Consider the following 13,902-nt stretch of genomic DNA (forward strand, 5'->3'; position numbering starts at 1 on the left):
GATGCGCCAGTATCTCGACCTTCTGAAGCATGTGCTGGAAAACGGCGCAGATCGCGGCGACCGTACCGGCACCGGAACACGCTCGATATTCGGCTACCAGATGCGCTTCGACCTGGCCCGCGGCTTTCCGGTCACCACCACCAAGAAGCTGCACCTCAAGTCGATCATCCATGAGCTTTTGTGGTTCCTGGCCGGCGACACCAACATCAAATATCTCAACGATCACGGCGTCTCGATCTGGGATGAGTGGGCCGACGAGAATGGCGATCTCGGCCCGGTCTATGGCAAGCAATGGCGTTCGTGGCCGGACGGCCATGGCGGCGCCATCGACCAGATTGCGAATCTTCTGAAGGAGATACGCAAAAATCCTAACTCGCGGCGGCTGATCGTTTCGGCGTGGAACCCTGCCGAGGTAGAGGCCATGGCGTTGCCGCCCTGCCACTGCCTGTTCCAGTTCTATGTTTCGGAAGGCAAGCTTTCCTGCCAGCTCTATCAGCGCTCCGCCGACATCTTTCTCGGTGTGCCCTTCAACATCGCTTCCTATGCGTTGCTGACGCTGATGGTGGCGCAGGTGACCGGATTGAAACCCGGCGATTTCATCCACACGCTCGGCGACGCGCATCTTTACTCGAACCATTTCGAGCAGGCGCGCGAACAATTGCGGCGTACGCCCAAGGCGTTGCCGACGCTATGGATCAATCCCGAGGTGAAGGATCTCTTTGCCTTCGGCTTCGAGGATTTCCGGCTCGACAACTATTTCGCCGACGCGACGATCAAGGCGCCGATCGCGGTTTAGCACCCTACCTGACTGTGCATATCGAAATTGCCTACTGCGGCTACGCCCTCGGACGTTGTCAGCATCCATCTTGATCGACCGACGTCTGCGGTGCGCGCAACAGAGTCCATGCGATATTTTCTTCGACCTCGATACCGCTGTATCTAAAGGAGGTTATCGCAGGCGGAGAAAACCGCAGCTCAGAATGCCGTCGCCTGGTAAAGAGCCTTTCCTTGTTATGTTCACATGGATATATCGATGGACGGCTTCGGGCGATCCGAGACGAGGAGAGTTCATGCTGGCGCGCAAAGGTTCGACGACGATTGCCATCGCGGGTCTCGCTGCCATGCTGATGGCCGCGGTGCCGGCGGCCCATGCCGATGACAAGGTGGTCGTGTTTGCCGCGGCGAGCCTGAAGGACGGGCTCGATGCCGTCAACAAGGCCTGCGAGGCCAGTGTCGGCGAGGCGGCAACCATTTCCTACGCGGCGAGCTCGGCGCTGGCCAAGCAGATTGAAAGCGGCGCGCCGGCGGACGTGTTCATCTCGGCCGATCTCGACTGGATGAAATATCTTTCCGACAAGGAGCTGACCAACCCCGACACCGAAGTGAAATTGCTCGGCAACCAGATCGTGCTGATCGCGCCGCAGGATTCCAAAGTTGAAACCAGGATTGAAAAGGGTTTCGATCTTGCCGGGCTCGTGGGTGACGGCAAACTTGCCATGGGCGATTTCAAGGCGGTGCCGGCAGGCAAATACGGCAAGGCGGCGCTCGAATCGCTCGGTGTCTGGTCTTCCGTCGAAGGCAACGTGGCGCAGGCCGAGAATGTGCGTGCCGCCCTAAAGCTGGTGTCGACCGGCGAGGCAGCACTCGGCATCGTCTATGCCACCGACGCGCATGCCGAGCCTGGCGTGAAGGTGGTCGGCACTTTCCCGGACAATACACATCCGCCGATCATCTATCCGGTTGCCCAGCTTGCGGATTCGAAGGGCAAGGATACTCCGGCATTCCTGAAATGCCTGCAATCCGCCAAGGCTGGCGAACTCTTCAAGGCGCAAGGTTTTACAATCCTCGCGCCGAGCAACTGACGAACGGCCCTGACCATGAGCTGGCTGCTGGATCTCGCTCCCGACGAATGGAATGCGGTCCGGCTGTCCATCAAGGTGGCGACCGTAGCGATGATTGCCAGCCTGCCGCCGGGCGTAGCAATCGCCCTTGTGCTCGCCCGCGGCCAGTTCTGGGGCAAGACACTGCTCAACGGGCTGGTGCATCTGCCGCTGATCCTGCCGCCGGTGGTGACCGGCTATTTGCTGCTTTTGAGTTTCGGCAAGCGCGGTCCGGCCGGCGCTTTCCTGGCCGAGCATTTCGGCATCGTTTTTTCCTTCCGCTGGACCGGCGCCGCGCTCGCCTGCGGCGTAATGGGTTTTCCGCTGATGGTGCGGGCGATCCGGCTGTCGATCGAGGCGGTCGACCGTAAGATCGAGGCGGCCGCCGGCACGCTCGGCGCCAATCCATTATGGGTGTTCGGCACGATCACGCTGCCGCTGATCCTGCCCGGCCTGATCGCCGGTGCGATCCTCTCCTTCGCCAAGGCGATGGGCGAATTCGGCGCGACGATTACCTTCGTCTCCAACATTCCGAACGAGACGCAGACGCTGCCGTCGGCGATCTACACTTTCACGCAGGTTCCCGGCGGCGACGCCGGCGCGCTCAGGCTGACGCTGATCTCGATCGTCATCTCGATGGCGGCACTGGTCGCCTCGGAAGTGCTGGCGCGACGCGTCGGCCGGCGGATGGACATCGAATGACGGTTCAGGTCGACATCAGCCACCGGCTTGGCGATTTCGCCGTCAATGCCCGCTTCGAAAGCGCCGGGCGGCTGACTGCGCTGTTCGGGCCTTCCGGCTCCGGAAAGACGACGCTGATCAACCTGATTGCCGGGCTGATCCGCCCCGACAAAGGCCGTATCGCGGCCGACGGCCGTGTGCTGGTCGATAGCGATGCCGGCTTGTTCATGCCGAAGCACAAGCGGCGGATCGGCATGGTGTTCCAGGACGCGCGGCTGTTTCCGCATATGAGCGTGGCGAGCAATCTGCGCTATGGCCGCTGGTTCACACCGGCTGCTGAGCGCTACGCGGATATCAATGGCGTGGTCGAACTGCTCGGCATCGGTCATCTGCTCGACCGGCGGCCGGCAAAACTCTCCGGTGGCGAGAAGCAGCGCGTGGCAATCGGCCGGGCGCTGCTTGCCAGTCCGAAATTGCTGCTGATGGACGAGCCGCTGGCGTCGCTCGACGAGGCGCGCAAGGCCGAGATCTTGCCTTATATCGAGCGGCTGCGCGACGAGACGAAAATCCCGATCGTCTATGTCAGCCACTCGATCGCCGAAGTGGCGCGGTTGGCGAGCGACGTCGTGGTACTGATGCAGGGCAAGGTCGCTGCTTCCGGTCCAACCGGAGTGATCATGCAGCGTCTGGATCTATTGCCGGCCGAAGAGCGCGGCGAGGGCGGTGCCGTGCTGGATACCGCGGTTCTGCGCCACGACGAGGCGTTTGGCATGACCGTGCTTGGCTCGGCGGCGGGCGAGATCCGTGTGCCGCTTCTGGCAACGCCGGTCGGTGCGCCGGTGCGCGTCCGCATCCGCGCCCGCGACGTGATGATCGCCACCGAGCAGCCGGTTGGCCTCAGCGCGCTCAACATATTCCCGGGCGCGATCATGGCGATAAAGCCGGGCGAAGGGCCTACGGTCGAGATCGGCATCGACTGCAATGGCGCAACCGTGCTTGCCCGCATCACTGAACAGTCGCGGCAGACGCTAGGGCTCCAGCTTGGTCGAAAGGTCTTCGCGGTGGTCAAGACGGTGAGCTTCGACCGGGCAAATACCGGCGCCGGCCTCCCCGCCGAGGCGGATGGGTGAACGGCCGATGATTCGCTATATCGTTTTGGAATAGCGGTATCGCTGGAGAACTTGTAGAATGGCGTGACCGCGGAGGAGCAAATGCCGTCGCTGAGCTTGCGGATAAATCTCGATCCAGATGGCCGCATCGGGCCGGGCAAGATCGAGCTTCTGGAACAGATCGCTGCCTTCGGCTCGATTTCGGCCGCGGCGCGCGGCATGGAGATGTCCTACAAGCACGCTTGGGATCTGGTCGAGGACATGAACCGCGTGTTCGGCAAGCCGCTGGTTGCGGCACAGACGGGCGGCAAGAAAGGCGGTGGCGCCCAATTGACGTCGGTCGGGCTTGCGGTGGTCAGCCGCTTCCGCGCGATCGAGCGGGCTGCGTCTTCAGCAGCGGCGGCGCATATGGAGGCGCTGCAGGCCGAGATCGATGCTGCGTGAACTCGGCGGAATTCATGCCGCGCTCAATCCCTGTCACTCCTCAGGCTCGCCCGGCTTGCGCAGCAGATAGGTGTCCATGATCCAGCCCTTTTTCCGGCGGGCCTCCTCACGAGTGCCGACGATCTCGTCGCTGACGTCGCCAATCCGGCCCGAGATGATGATCTCGTCGGGTGTGCCGAGATAGGCGCCCCAGTGGACGCTAACGTCCTTGTCGGCCAGCGTGTTGAAGACGCATTTGCCGTCCAGCATGACGATGGTGCTGCCGGCGTTTTCGGGCAGACCTTCCTCGGCGAGCCGGCGGCCGGTGGTGATCAAAATGGCGTCGCCGATGCGGTTCAATGCCATTTTGTGACTGGCTGCGAGTGCCTGGATGGCGGTGATGCCAGGGATGACCTCCAGTTCGAACGCGACATTGCCTCTGAGGCGCACGCGCTCCAGGATACGCAGCGCGCTGTCATAGAGCGAAGGATCGCCCCAGATCAGGAAGGCGCCGCAGCCATCTTCGGGGAGTTCGCCGCGAATCAGGCCTTCATAGATCGCGGCGATCGCCTCGTGCCAGTCGTCGACGGTCGAGCGGTAAGAAGGCGCCGGCTCGGCGCGCACCGGCACATCGAATTCGACGCGGCGCGAGTTCGGATTGGTGACGAAGCGGTCGCAGATCTGGCGGCGCAATTCGGCGAGATCGTTCTTCTTGGCGCCCTTGTCGGGAATGAACAGCACGTCGGCCCGATTGAGGCCGTTGATGGCCTGGACCGTCATGTGCTCCGGATTGCCGGCGCCGATGCCGATGACAAGAAGCTTGCGCATGAGGGAACTCCTGCCCGATCGAGACCGGCGTGTCTAGACCGACACGACATGCCGGCAGGCGCCGGCGCATTTGCCGAAAGGCTTTGAAACGCCACATTGAACGGCTAGAGTCATGTTGGCATTCTCGCCGGGGGAGTTTTCATGTTCCGTTACGTCCTGACCGCGTTGGCGCTCTCGGCTACGCCTGCGCTCGCCAATGATTCGGTCGCCGAACTCGGCACCGGTGGGCTGATCCTGTCGCGCAGCGATGCGGTGGCGATGGAAAGCGAGGATCTCTACATCTCGCCGGAAAGGGTGACGGTCGATTACGTCTTCCGCAACAACACCGACAAGGATGTCGATGCGATCGTCGCCTTTCCGATGCCCGACATCGAAGGCGACCCCGAAGAAATACCGGCGATTCCCGAGGCGCAGAGCGACAATTTCCTCGGCTTCGAAGTGACGATCGACGGGGTGCCGGCAAAGCCGCAGCTCGAGCAGAAGGTGTTCGCGCTCGCCATCGACATCGGCGCCGACCTGGAGGCGCAGGGCGTGCCTTTCTATCCATTCGGCGATGCGGCCAAGGCAGCGCTGGCAAAGCTGCCGCAAGCGGTCACCGACGACTGGGTCAACCGCGGCATCATCATCGAAGACACTGCCGATGACGGTTCGGGCATGAAGACCGTCTATACGCCGTTCTGGCAATTGCGCTCGACCTATTGGTGGCGCTCGACCTTTCCGGCCAACAAGGCGGTGCATGTCTCGCATCGCTACAAGCCGAGCGTCGGCGGCACCTCCTCGGTCAGTTTCTTCTATGACGGCCAGTTCCAGGGCCAGTATGCCCCCTACAAGACCCGCTACTGCATGGATGACACGTTCGAGAACGCCGTGCGCAAGGCAGCCAAGGACGATCCCGACGGCTACCCCAAATATTTCGAGAACCGCATCGCCTATATCCTGACCACGGGCGGCAACTGGGCGTCGGGAAACATCGGCACGTTCAAGCTGACCGTCGACAAGGGCGATCCGAAGAACCTGGTCTCGTTTTGCGGCGAAAACGTCAGGAAGATCGGACCGACGACGTTCGAGATGAAGGCGCAGAACTTCTACCCCGAGCGCGACGTTGACATATTGCTGCTGGAGCCATCCGATGGCGGGAACGGCGGCTGATGGACCTCGCGATCTACGTCGCCATCGCCGAGAACGGCGTGATCGGGCGCGAGGGTGGGTTGCCGTGGCGGCTTTCCACCGATCTCAAGCGGTTCAAGGCCGATACGATGGGCAAGCCTATCATCATGGGCCGCAAGACCTATGAAGGCATCGGCCGGCCGTTGCCGGGCAGGCTCAACATCGTGGTGACGCGGGACAGGGCATGGCGCGCCGAGGGCGTAGAAGTCGCGCACTCGATCGAGGACGCAATCGCGCTGGCGACGGTGCGCGGGCGCTGCATGGCAGGCGCCGACGAGATCTGCGTCATCGGCGGCGGCGAGATCTATGCTCAGGCGCTGCCGCTGGCCGATCGGCTGCACGTCACCCATGTGCTGGCCGCGGTCGACGGCGACGCTCATTTCCCGCCGATCGACCCGGCACTGTGGCGGATAGTCTACTCACAGGAGGTTGAGGCCGGTGAGAAGGACAGCCATGCGACACGCTATTCGGTTTACGAGCGGCGCCGCGATGTGAATTGAAGACGACAAAGCGTCGCGACAGGTCTAAATGGACCCAAAGGCGGACTGTGACGGCAGCCGATCGCGTTGAAAGCGTGCCGTTGCATCCCTATAGAAGAATAATATTGGATTTTGCGCCGGTGAGCCGGCGCTTGAGGGAATTCCAAGCGAAAGGACATTCATGCCCTGGAACGACAAGAGCGGCGGCGGCGGCCCGTGGGGCGGCGGCAACAATCAGGGACCTTGGGGACAGGGACCCAAGGGACCCAGCGGCCCGCAGGGCTCGCCTCCTGATCTCGAGGATATCATCCGGCGTGGGCAGGATAGGTTGCGGCGCGCACTGCCGGGCGGCGGTGGCGCGAGCCCGGCGGTGTTCGGGCTGATTGCTGCGGCGCTGGTGGTGCTGTGGGCGTTCAAGGCGGTCTACACCGTGCAGCCCGACGAAGTTGCGGTGGAGCTCAGGTTCGGCAAGCCGAAGGCGGAACTCTCGCAGCCTGGCCTGCATTTCCATTGGTGGCCCATTGAAACGGTCGAGACCGCCAACATCGCCGAGCAGCTTGTCAGCATCGGTGGCGGCAGCACCAGCGGCAATGGTCTGATGCTTTCCGGCGATCAGAACATCGTCAACGTGCAATTCTCTGTGGCCTATCAGGTTTCCGACCCGAAGGCCTATCTGTTCGACGTGTCCGACCCAGGCGGCATGCTGCAGCAGGTCGCCGAAAGCGCGATGCGTGAAGCGGTCGGCCGGCGCCCGGCGCAGGACATTTTCCGCGACGACCGGCAAGGAATTGCGGCGTCGGTGCGTGAGATCATCCAGACGACGCTGGACGGCTACAAGGCCGGCCTCAACGTCAACGCCATTTCGATCGAGGATGCCGCGCCGCCGCGCGAGGTGGCGGACGCGTTCGACGAGGTGCAGCGGGCCGAACAGGACGAGGACAAGTTCGTCGAGCAGGCCAATCAGTATTCCAACCAGAAGCTCGGCCAGGCGCGCGGCGCTGCCGCGCAGATCCGCGAAGACGCGGCCGCCTACAAGAACCGGGTCGTGCAGGAGGCCGAAGGCGAGGCGCAGCGCTTCATCTCGGTCTATGACGAATATGCAAAGGCGCCGGAGGTGACGCGCAAGCGGCTTTACCTGGAAACAATGGAGAGGGTGCTGAAGGATTCGAGCAAGGTCATCGTCGAGCAAGGCAATGGGCAAGGGGTCGTTCCCTACCTGCCGCTGCCCGCATTGCAGCAGAAGGCGCCGGCACCGGCCGCCGGAGGAAACCAGTGATGGCCAACCGTCTTCCCGTCATTGCGGTCATCGCCGCGGTCATCCTGTTCCTGCTCTATTCGTCTGTCTTCGTCGTCAATGCGCGCCAGCAGGCGCTGGTGCTCAGGTTCGGCGAAATCGTCGACGTCAAGAACCAGCCAGGCATCTATTTCAAGGCGCCGTTCTCCTTCTTCGATGCCGACACCGTGCAGCTGATCGAAAACAGGGTCCTGCGCTTCGACCTCGACAACATCCGCGTCCAGGTTTCGGGCGGCAAGTTCTATGAGGTCGATGCCTTTATCGCCTATCGTATCTCGGATCCGCGCGTGTTTCGCGCCGCGGTCTCCGGCCAGATCGAACTGGCCGAGGCCCGGCTGAGGACGCGTCTCGACGCCGCCTTGCGCCGCGTCTACGGCCTGCGCGACTTCGAGGCGGCACTCTCGGAAGAGCGCGCCGTGATGATGCGCGAGGTACGCGATCAACTGAGGCCCGACGCCACCTCGCTTGGCCTGCAGATCGAGGATGTCCGCATCCGCCGCACCGATCTCACGGCTGAGGTCTCGCAGCAGACCTTCGACCGCATGAAGGCCGAACGTCTCGCCGAAGCCGAGCGGCTGAGGGCGCGAGGCAATGAGGCAGCGCAGCGGATCAGGGCCCGCGCCGACCGCGAAGTGGTGGAAATCGTCGCCGAAGCGCAAAAAGAGTCTGAAATCCTGCGTGGTGAAGGTGAAGCCCAGCGCAGCGCGACGTTTGCCGGGGCCTATCAGCGCGATCCGGCCTTCTTCGATTTCTATCGATCGATGAATGCCTATGGCACGGCGCTGAACAGCACCGGAACGACGATGGTGCTGTCGCCGAATTCCGAGTTCTTCCGCTTTTTCCGCGACCCGAACAGCAAGGAAACGCTCGCGGCACCGGCGGCACCACCGCCAGCGCCGCCCGCTCCCGCCGCGCCAGCGGCACAGCCAGGCACCGGCCAGTAGGGCCGGTGCAGGGGAAGCCGGCGTAACGGAGGATTTATCCTCTGGCGGTAGCCGTAGCCGCAAACGTGCCTTATTTCTTGCCAACATGACGCGACGCGGCGTTTTTGCCGAAGCGCTTTTTTAGAACACCCGGAGGCCTTTCGATGACATCCACCACCCTTCTGCGTGCAGCGAGGCGGACGTTCATCGCCGGGGCCGCTGCGCTTCTGGTCGGCGCAGTTGCCGTTCCGTCGTTCGTGACGCCGACAGTGGCAGCCGACGGGCCACCCTCGGTTGCCGATCTCGCCGCCGGCCTGCTCGGCGCGGTGGTCAACATCTCGACTTCGCAGACGGTGAAGGGCACGGAGGGTCCGGGCGCCGTGCCGATGCCGCAGCTCCCGGAAGGCTCACCCTTCCAGGACTTCTTCGACGATTTCTTCAAGAACCGTGGCGGCGACAAGGGCGGCGGCGGGCAAAAGGTGCAGTCGCTGGGCTCCGGCTTTGTGGTCGACGCCGAGCAGGGCATCGTGGTGACCAACAACCACGTCATTGCCGATGCCGACGACATCGAGGTGAATTTCTCCGACGGGGTGACGCTCAAGGCGACGCTGGTCGGCACCGACACCAAGACCGACGTCGCGGTGCTGAAGGTCGATCCGAAAGGGCACAAGCTGACAGCGGTGAAGTTCGGCGATTCCAACACGATGCGTGTCGGCGACTGGGTGATGGCGATCGGCAATCCGTTCGGTCTCGGCGGCACGGTGACGGTCGGCATCGTCTCGGCGCGCAATCGCGACATCAATTCCGGCCCGTATGACGACTTCATCCAGACCGATGCCGCGATCAACCGCGGCAATTCCGGTGGACCGCTGTTCAACAGCAGCGGCGAGGTCATCGGCATCAACACGGCAATCATCTCGCCGTCGGGAGGCTCGATCGGCATCGGCTTCTCCATTCCGTCGCAGCTCGCCTCGGGCGTCGTCGACCAGCTTCGCCAGTTCGGCGAGACGCGGCGCGGCTGGCTCGGTGTGCGCATCCAGCCGGTGACCGACGACATTGCCGAAAGCCTGGGCATGGCGACCGCCAAGGGCGCGCTGGTTGCCGGCGTCATCAAGGGCGGACCGGTCGACAACGGCACCATCCAGGCCGGCGACGTCATCATCAAGTTCGACGGCAAGGACATCCATGAAATGCGCGACCTGCCGCGCGTCGTGGCGGAAAGCCCGGTCGGCAAGGCGGTCGACGTGATCATCGTGCGCAAGGGGGTCGAGCAGACCGTGAAGGTGACGCTCGGCCGACTCGAGGACGGCGAAAAGCTTGCCAGCGGCGGTGAAAACGGCAACACCGACCAGGACGATGCCGACAAGGCGCCTGCCGTTTCGACGGCTGCCGTGCTTGGCATGACGATCGGCGAGCTCAACGACGAGACGCGCACGAAATTCGGCATCGCCGCCGACGTCTCCGGCGTCGTCGTGACCGACGTCACCAAGGATTCAGCCGCTGCCGAACGCGGCATCCAGCCGGGCGAGGTGATCACCGAGATCGCGCAGGAATCGGTCGCCACGCCCAAGGACGTCATGGACCGGATCGGCGCGCTGAAGGAGCAAGGGCGCAAGAACGCGCTTTTGATGCTGGCGTCGAAGACCGGCGAGCTGAGGTTTGTGACAATCCGGATGGATTGAGTCCGGAAGAGCCTGTAACACTCTGATCTTGAAAAGAAAAAGGGCGGCTAGCGGGCCGCCCTTTTTCTTGCTTGCCAGTCTGTGCGTGACAGCCTGTAGAAGACATGTCGCCTGAGTGCGGTGTGGCTGTCCGGAACACCGGGATGGTCGAAGTCGGAGGCCGGGTTGGCGATCATGTTCAGGCGCTCCATGACGGCAGTGGACCGGCTGTTATCCTTGCCGGCGAAGGACACGATTTCGTCGAGGCCAAGTCTTTCAAAGCCATAGGTGAGCCAGGCTTCGGCTGCTTCGGTGACATAGCCGCGGCCCCAGAATTCGGGTGCCAGCCGCCAGCCGATCTCGATCGTGCCGGGCGGCAGGAAGGGCAAATGATCGGTTCGGGTTATGCCGACGAAGCCGATGCATTCACCTGTGGCTGTGATCTCAGCGGCCGCGAAGCCGAAGCCGTTGCGATCGATAGCGGCGCGCAACTCCTCCATCTTGGCGTCAGCCTGGGCGCGGTCGCGGCGAAACGGAAAGAATTCCATGACGCGCTCGTCGGAATTGATGCGATGGAAGAGCTCGCGGTCACGATCTTCCCAGTTGCGCAGGATCAGGCGCTCGGTGCGGATCGGCGTCATTCGATAAATTCTTTCCGGCGATAACCCTGCAGATAAAGCAAGGCGGTGAGGTCGCCGTGGTCGATGCGGATCTTTGCCTCGGCTGCCACGGCCGGCTTGGCGTGCAAGGCGACGCCGATGCCGGCAAGACGGATCATGTCGAGATCGTTGGCGCCATCACCCACGGCAATGGCATCGGCAGGCGTCAGGCCGAGGCGGGCGGAAATCTCGATAAGGGCTTCGGCCTTGGCGGCGCGGCCGAGGATCGGCTCGGCGACCAAGCCGGTGAAGCGGCGATCCTGCTCGATCAGCCGGTTGGCGCGATTTTCGTGAAAACCGAGCAATGCTGCGATGCGGGTGGTGAAGATGTCGAAACCACCGGAGATCAGCGCCGTCCAGGCGCCGTTGGCCGCCATTGTCTGGACGAGCGTGCGACCGCCGGAGGCAAGCGTCAGGCGATTGTCGACGATGCGGTCGATGATTGCGGCATCGAGACCCTTGAGCAGCGCCACGCGCTCGCGCAAGGCCGGCTCGAACGCGATCTCACCGTTCATCGATCGCGCCGTGATGGCGGCGACGCGATCCTTGACGCCGATCTCGTCGGCAAGCTCGTCGATGCATTCCTGCTCGATCATCGTCGAATCCATGTCGGCGATCAGGACCTTCTTGCGCCTGTTCTCAGCCGGCTGGACGGCCACGTCGATGGGTTCGGAAGCAAGCGCGGCATGCAGGCGCGCCGCCATTTCGGAAGCTTCGGCGGTCTCCGGCAAATCGAGCTCGCAGGCGATGCCTTCGGCCAGCCAGCGAACAGCGCTTGCGCCGACCGACCGCGAGGCCATATTCGCTAGCGTCGGCGTCAATGCGCGGCCGGCGGGATGGGATAGAAGCGTGGCGATCAGCGGCATCGAAAATTCCAGCAGACAGGCGGGCGAAGGTCGCGCGAAGAACGCGATCCTGATAGCCGGGCCGACCGCCAGCGGCAAGTCGGCACTCGCACTCGACCTCGCCGAGCGCAATGGCGGTGTCATCGTCAACACCGATTCCATGCAAGGCTATTCGGTGCTGGACGTGCTGACGGCGCGGCCTGGTCCTGCCGAACTCGCCCGCGTCCCCCACTTTCTTTATGGACACGTCGATCCGTCCACCGCCTATTCCACCGGCGCCTGGTTGCGTGATGTCATGAAGCTGATCGACGACGGCACGCTTTCGGCGCGGCAAGTGATTTTCGTCGGCGGTACCGGGCTTTATTTCCGGGCGCTCACGGAAGGTATTTCGGAGATGCCCGACATTCCGCAGTCGATCCGCGAGCGCTGGCGCTACGAGCTGCAAGAACAGGGCGCTGTGAGATTGCACCGCATCCTGTTGCGCGAGGATTCTGCGGCCGGCATGATGCTGAGGCCGACGGATGGCCAGCGCATCGTGCGGGCACTGGAGGTGCTCGACGCGTCGGGCCGCTCCATCCTGGACTGGCAGGCCGCGCGTGGCCAGCCGTTGATCGACAGGAGCAGCGCGCGCTTTTTCGTCATCGAGCCGGAGCGGGCGGCGCTGGTGGAGCGGATCGATGCCCGCTTCGACCGCATGCTGGACAAAGGGGCATTGGACGAGGTGAAGCAGCTTTCGGCGCTCGGCCTCGATCCCGACCTGCCGGCGATGAAGGCGATCGGTGTTCGCGAGCTTCAGGCCGCGCTGGCCGGCGCCATCAGTTTTCCCGAGGCTATCGAGCGTGCGAAGATCGCGACGCGGCAATATGCAAAGCGGCAGGCGACCTGGTTCAGGCACCAATTGGGTCCGGAATGGCACAGGTTGCGTCCCGGTGAGGGGATCAACTGGGTGATCTCACCCCCTCCTTCGAGCGCAACCTGAAAAGTCGACATCGAAGGGACATTTCGCGTTGAAGTTGTCCAGGTTAACTGTCCGTAAGCTCCCGCATGCCATAAGATCGATAGGAACTTTTCAACGGGGAGCAGATGCATTTCCACAAGGCGGAATCAGCGTTTTTCGTCTTTATTTTTGTGATCCTGGCCGCCGGCCTGGTGACGCTTTACGCCTATGGACTCCTGCAAACCCTGGCGGCCGACATTAGCAATACGCCTTCGGAACTCGATGAAATCGTCTATCTCAACAAGCTGCTGTTTGCGATCGGCGTGCTGCTGGCGACTGCGCTGTTCTTCGGCATTTTCTTCATCTATCCGCTGATCCGAAAGCAGGCGACGGAAGAAGGCAAGCTGCGCGCGATGACAGTTTCACTCAGTGCGCGCTCGGAGACGCTGGAGCATGCGGCGCTGACCGACAGCCTCACCGGCATGCAGAATCGGCGCTATTTCGACGATGCGCTGAAAGAATATCTCGAGGAGTTTCGCCGCATCGAAAAACCAGTCGGGCTGATGATCCTCGATCTCGACCACTTCAAGCAGGTCAACGACAGCCACGGCCACGATGTCGGCGACGAGGTGTTGCGGGCCGTCGCCAACTGTCTCAAGGACATGACACGCTATCACGACGTGGTGGCGCGCCTGGGCGGCGAGGAGTTCGCGGTGGTCACGCCCAATATGGACGCCGAGCTGCTATCCAAATTCGCCGAGCGCATCCGCAAGGCGATCGCCAGCATGTCGGTGCTGACAGGCAATGTCCGACTGAAAATCACCACCAGCGTCGGGCTTGCCGTCTGGGACCGCAAGGAAACCGCCGAGGAGTTCTATCGCCGCGCCGACCGCCAGCTCTATGAGGCAAAGAGGCAAGGCCGCAACCGCGTCTGCGCCTGAATCCCGTCATTAAATTCGTGATGCTGGAAATTCGGGATGCTGGCCGTCTGGTGCCGTTTTCTGCGCTTCCGGCGC

The 13,902-nt window shown here is 62.9% G+C and carries 15 protein-coding genes; 12 read left to right on the forward strand and 3 right to left on the reverse strand.

Going from position 1 to position 13,902, the window contains the following annotated elements; translation table 11 throughout:
• Nucleotide 1 precedes the first annotated feature (1 nt).
• The 5 genes from NKH63_RS02270 (at nt 2) to NKH63_RS02290 (ending at nt 4,114) form a co-directional block, all read left to right on the forward strand.
• Entirely contained in the window at nt 2-796 is a 795-nt protein-coding gene (locus NKH63_RS02270; protein ID WP_352482986.1) for a thymidylate synthase, read from the forward strand.
• Between the two features lie 274 nt (nt 797-1,070).
• On the forward strand, nt 1,071-1,862 hold the full coding sequence (gene modA, locus NKH63_RS02275; protein ID WP_352482987.1) for a molybdate ABC transporter substrate-binding protein: 792 nt from the start codon (nt 1,071-1,073) through the stop codon (nt 1,860-1,862).
• Between the two features lie 15 nt (nt 1,863-1,877).
• Nucleotides 1,878-2,582 carry a molybdate ABC transporter permease subunit gene (gene modB, locus NKH63_RS02280; protein ID WP_352482989.1) on the forward strand — a complete coding sequence of 235 codons (705 nt, stop codon included), beginning with the start codon at nt 1,878-1,880 and terminating at the stop codon, nt 2,580-2,582.
• Nucleotides 2,579-3,691, forward strand: a complete 1,113-nt coding sequence (gene modC, locus NKH63_RS02285) for a molybdenum ABC transporter ATP-binding protein (RefSeq protein WP_023720813.1) — start codon at nt 2,579-2,581, stop codon at nt 3,689-3,691. The genes modB and modC overlap by 4 nt, the downstream gene beginning before the upstream one ends.
• Before the next feature lie 81 nt (nt 3,692-3,772).
• Nucleotides 3,773-4,114 (forward strand): winged helix-turn-helix domain-containing protein, encoded by a 342-nt coding sequence (locus NKH63_RS02290; RefSeq protein ID WP_023676697.1) that lies wholly within the window; start codon nt 3,773-3,775, stop codon nt 4,112-4,114.
• Between the two features lie 33 nt (nt 4,115-4,147).
• Here the strand turns inward: NKH63_RS02290 and cobF are convergent, their stop codons facing one another.
• Nucleotides 4,148-4,921, reverse strand: coding sequence for a precorrin-6A synthase (deacetylating) (gene cobF / locus NKH63_RS02295; RefSeq protein ID WP_352482990.1), 774 nt, complete (start codon nt 4,919-4,921; stop codon nt 4,148-4,150).
• Nucleotides 4,922-5,062: 141 nt separating this feature from the next.
• Between cobF and NKH63_RS02300 the strand changes: the two genes are divergently transcribed.
• The 5 genes from NKH63_RS02300 to NKH63_RS02320 all read left to right on the forward strand — a co-directional run bounded on the left by NKH63_RS02300 (nt 5,063) and on the right by NKH63_RS02320 (nt 10,466).
• Nucleotides 5,063-6,070, forward strand: a complete 1,008-nt coding sequence (locus NKH63_RS02300) for a DUF4424 domain-containing protein (RefSeq protein ID WP_352482991.1) — start codon at nt 5,063-5,065, stop codon at nt 6,068-6,070.
• Nucleotides 6,070-6,588, forward strand: coding sequence for a dihydrofolate reductase (locus NKH63_RS02305; protein ID WP_023720810.1), 519 nt, complete (start codon nt 6,070-6,072; stop codon nt 6,586-6,588). The genes NKH63_RS02300 and NKH63_RS02305 overlap by 1 nt, the downstream gene beginning before the upstream one ends.
• A 160-nt stretch (nt 6,589-6,748) precedes the next feature.
• On the forward strand, nt 6,749-7,843 hold the full coding sequence (gene hflK / locus NKH63_RS02310) for an FtsH protease activity modulator HflK (protein ID WP_023720809.1): 1,095 nt from the start codon (nt 6,749-6,751) through the stop codon (nt 7,841-7,843).
• On the forward strand, nt 7,843-8,805 hold the full coding sequence (gene hflC, locus NKH63_RS02315) for a protease modulator HflC (protein WP_023720808.1): 963 nt from the start codon (nt 7,843-7,845) through the stop codon (nt 8,803-8,805). The genes hflK and hflC overlap by 1 nt, the downstream gene beginning before the upstream one ends.
• Nucleotides 8,806-8,948: 143 nt before the next feature.
• Nucleotides 8,949-10,466 carry a DegQ family serine endoprotease gene (locus tag NKH63_RS02320; RefSeq protein WP_023720807.1) on the forward strand — a complete coding sequence of 506 codons (1,518 nt, stop codon included), beginning with the start codon at nt 8,949-8,951 and terminating at the stop codon, nt 10,464-10,466.
• 47 nt (nt 10,467-10,513) lie between these two features.
• On the opposite strand, the gene NKH63_RS02325 is transcribed toward NKH63_RS02320, so the two are convergent.
• Nucleotides 10,514-11,086, reverse strand: coding sequence for a GNAT family N-acetyltransferase (locus NKH63_RS02325; protein ID WP_352482994.1), 573 nt, complete (start codon nt 11,084-11,086; stop codon nt 10,514-10,516).
• On the reverse strand, nt 11,083-11,970 hold the full coding sequence (gene serB / locus NKH63_RS02330) for a phosphoserine phosphatase SerB (RefSeq protein ID WP_352482995.1): 888 nt from the start codon (nt 11,968-11,970) through the stop codon (nt 11,083-11,085). The genes NKH63_RS02325 and serB overlap by 4 nt, the downstream gene beginning before the upstream one ends.
• Here serB and miaA point away from each other — a divergent pair.
• Nucleotides 11,960-12,928 carry a tRNA (adenosine(37)-N6)-dimethylallyltransferase MiaA gene (gene miaA, locus NKH63_RS02335; RefSeq protein ID WP_352483076.1) on the forward strand — a complete coding sequence of 323 codons (969 nt, stop codon included), beginning with the start codon at nt 11,960-11,962 and terminating at the stop codon, nt 12,926-12,928. The genes serB and miaA overlap by 11 nt on opposite strands.
• Before the next feature lie 104 nt (nt 12,929-13,032).
• The gene (locus NKH63_RS02340; RefSeq protein WP_023720804.1) at nt 13,033-13,827 is read left to right on the forward strand and encodes a GGDEF domain-containing protein; all 795 of its coding nucleotides are present in this window, start codon (nt 13,033-13,035) and stop codon (nt 13,825-13,827) included.
• The last annotated feature ends 75 nt before the right edge of the window (nt 13,828-13,902 follow it).

The organism is Mesorhizobium sp. M0960 (genome assembly GCF_040319055.1).
Lineage (GTDB): Bacteria > Pseudomonadota > Alphaproteobacteria > Rhizobiales > Rhizobiaceae > Mesorhizobium.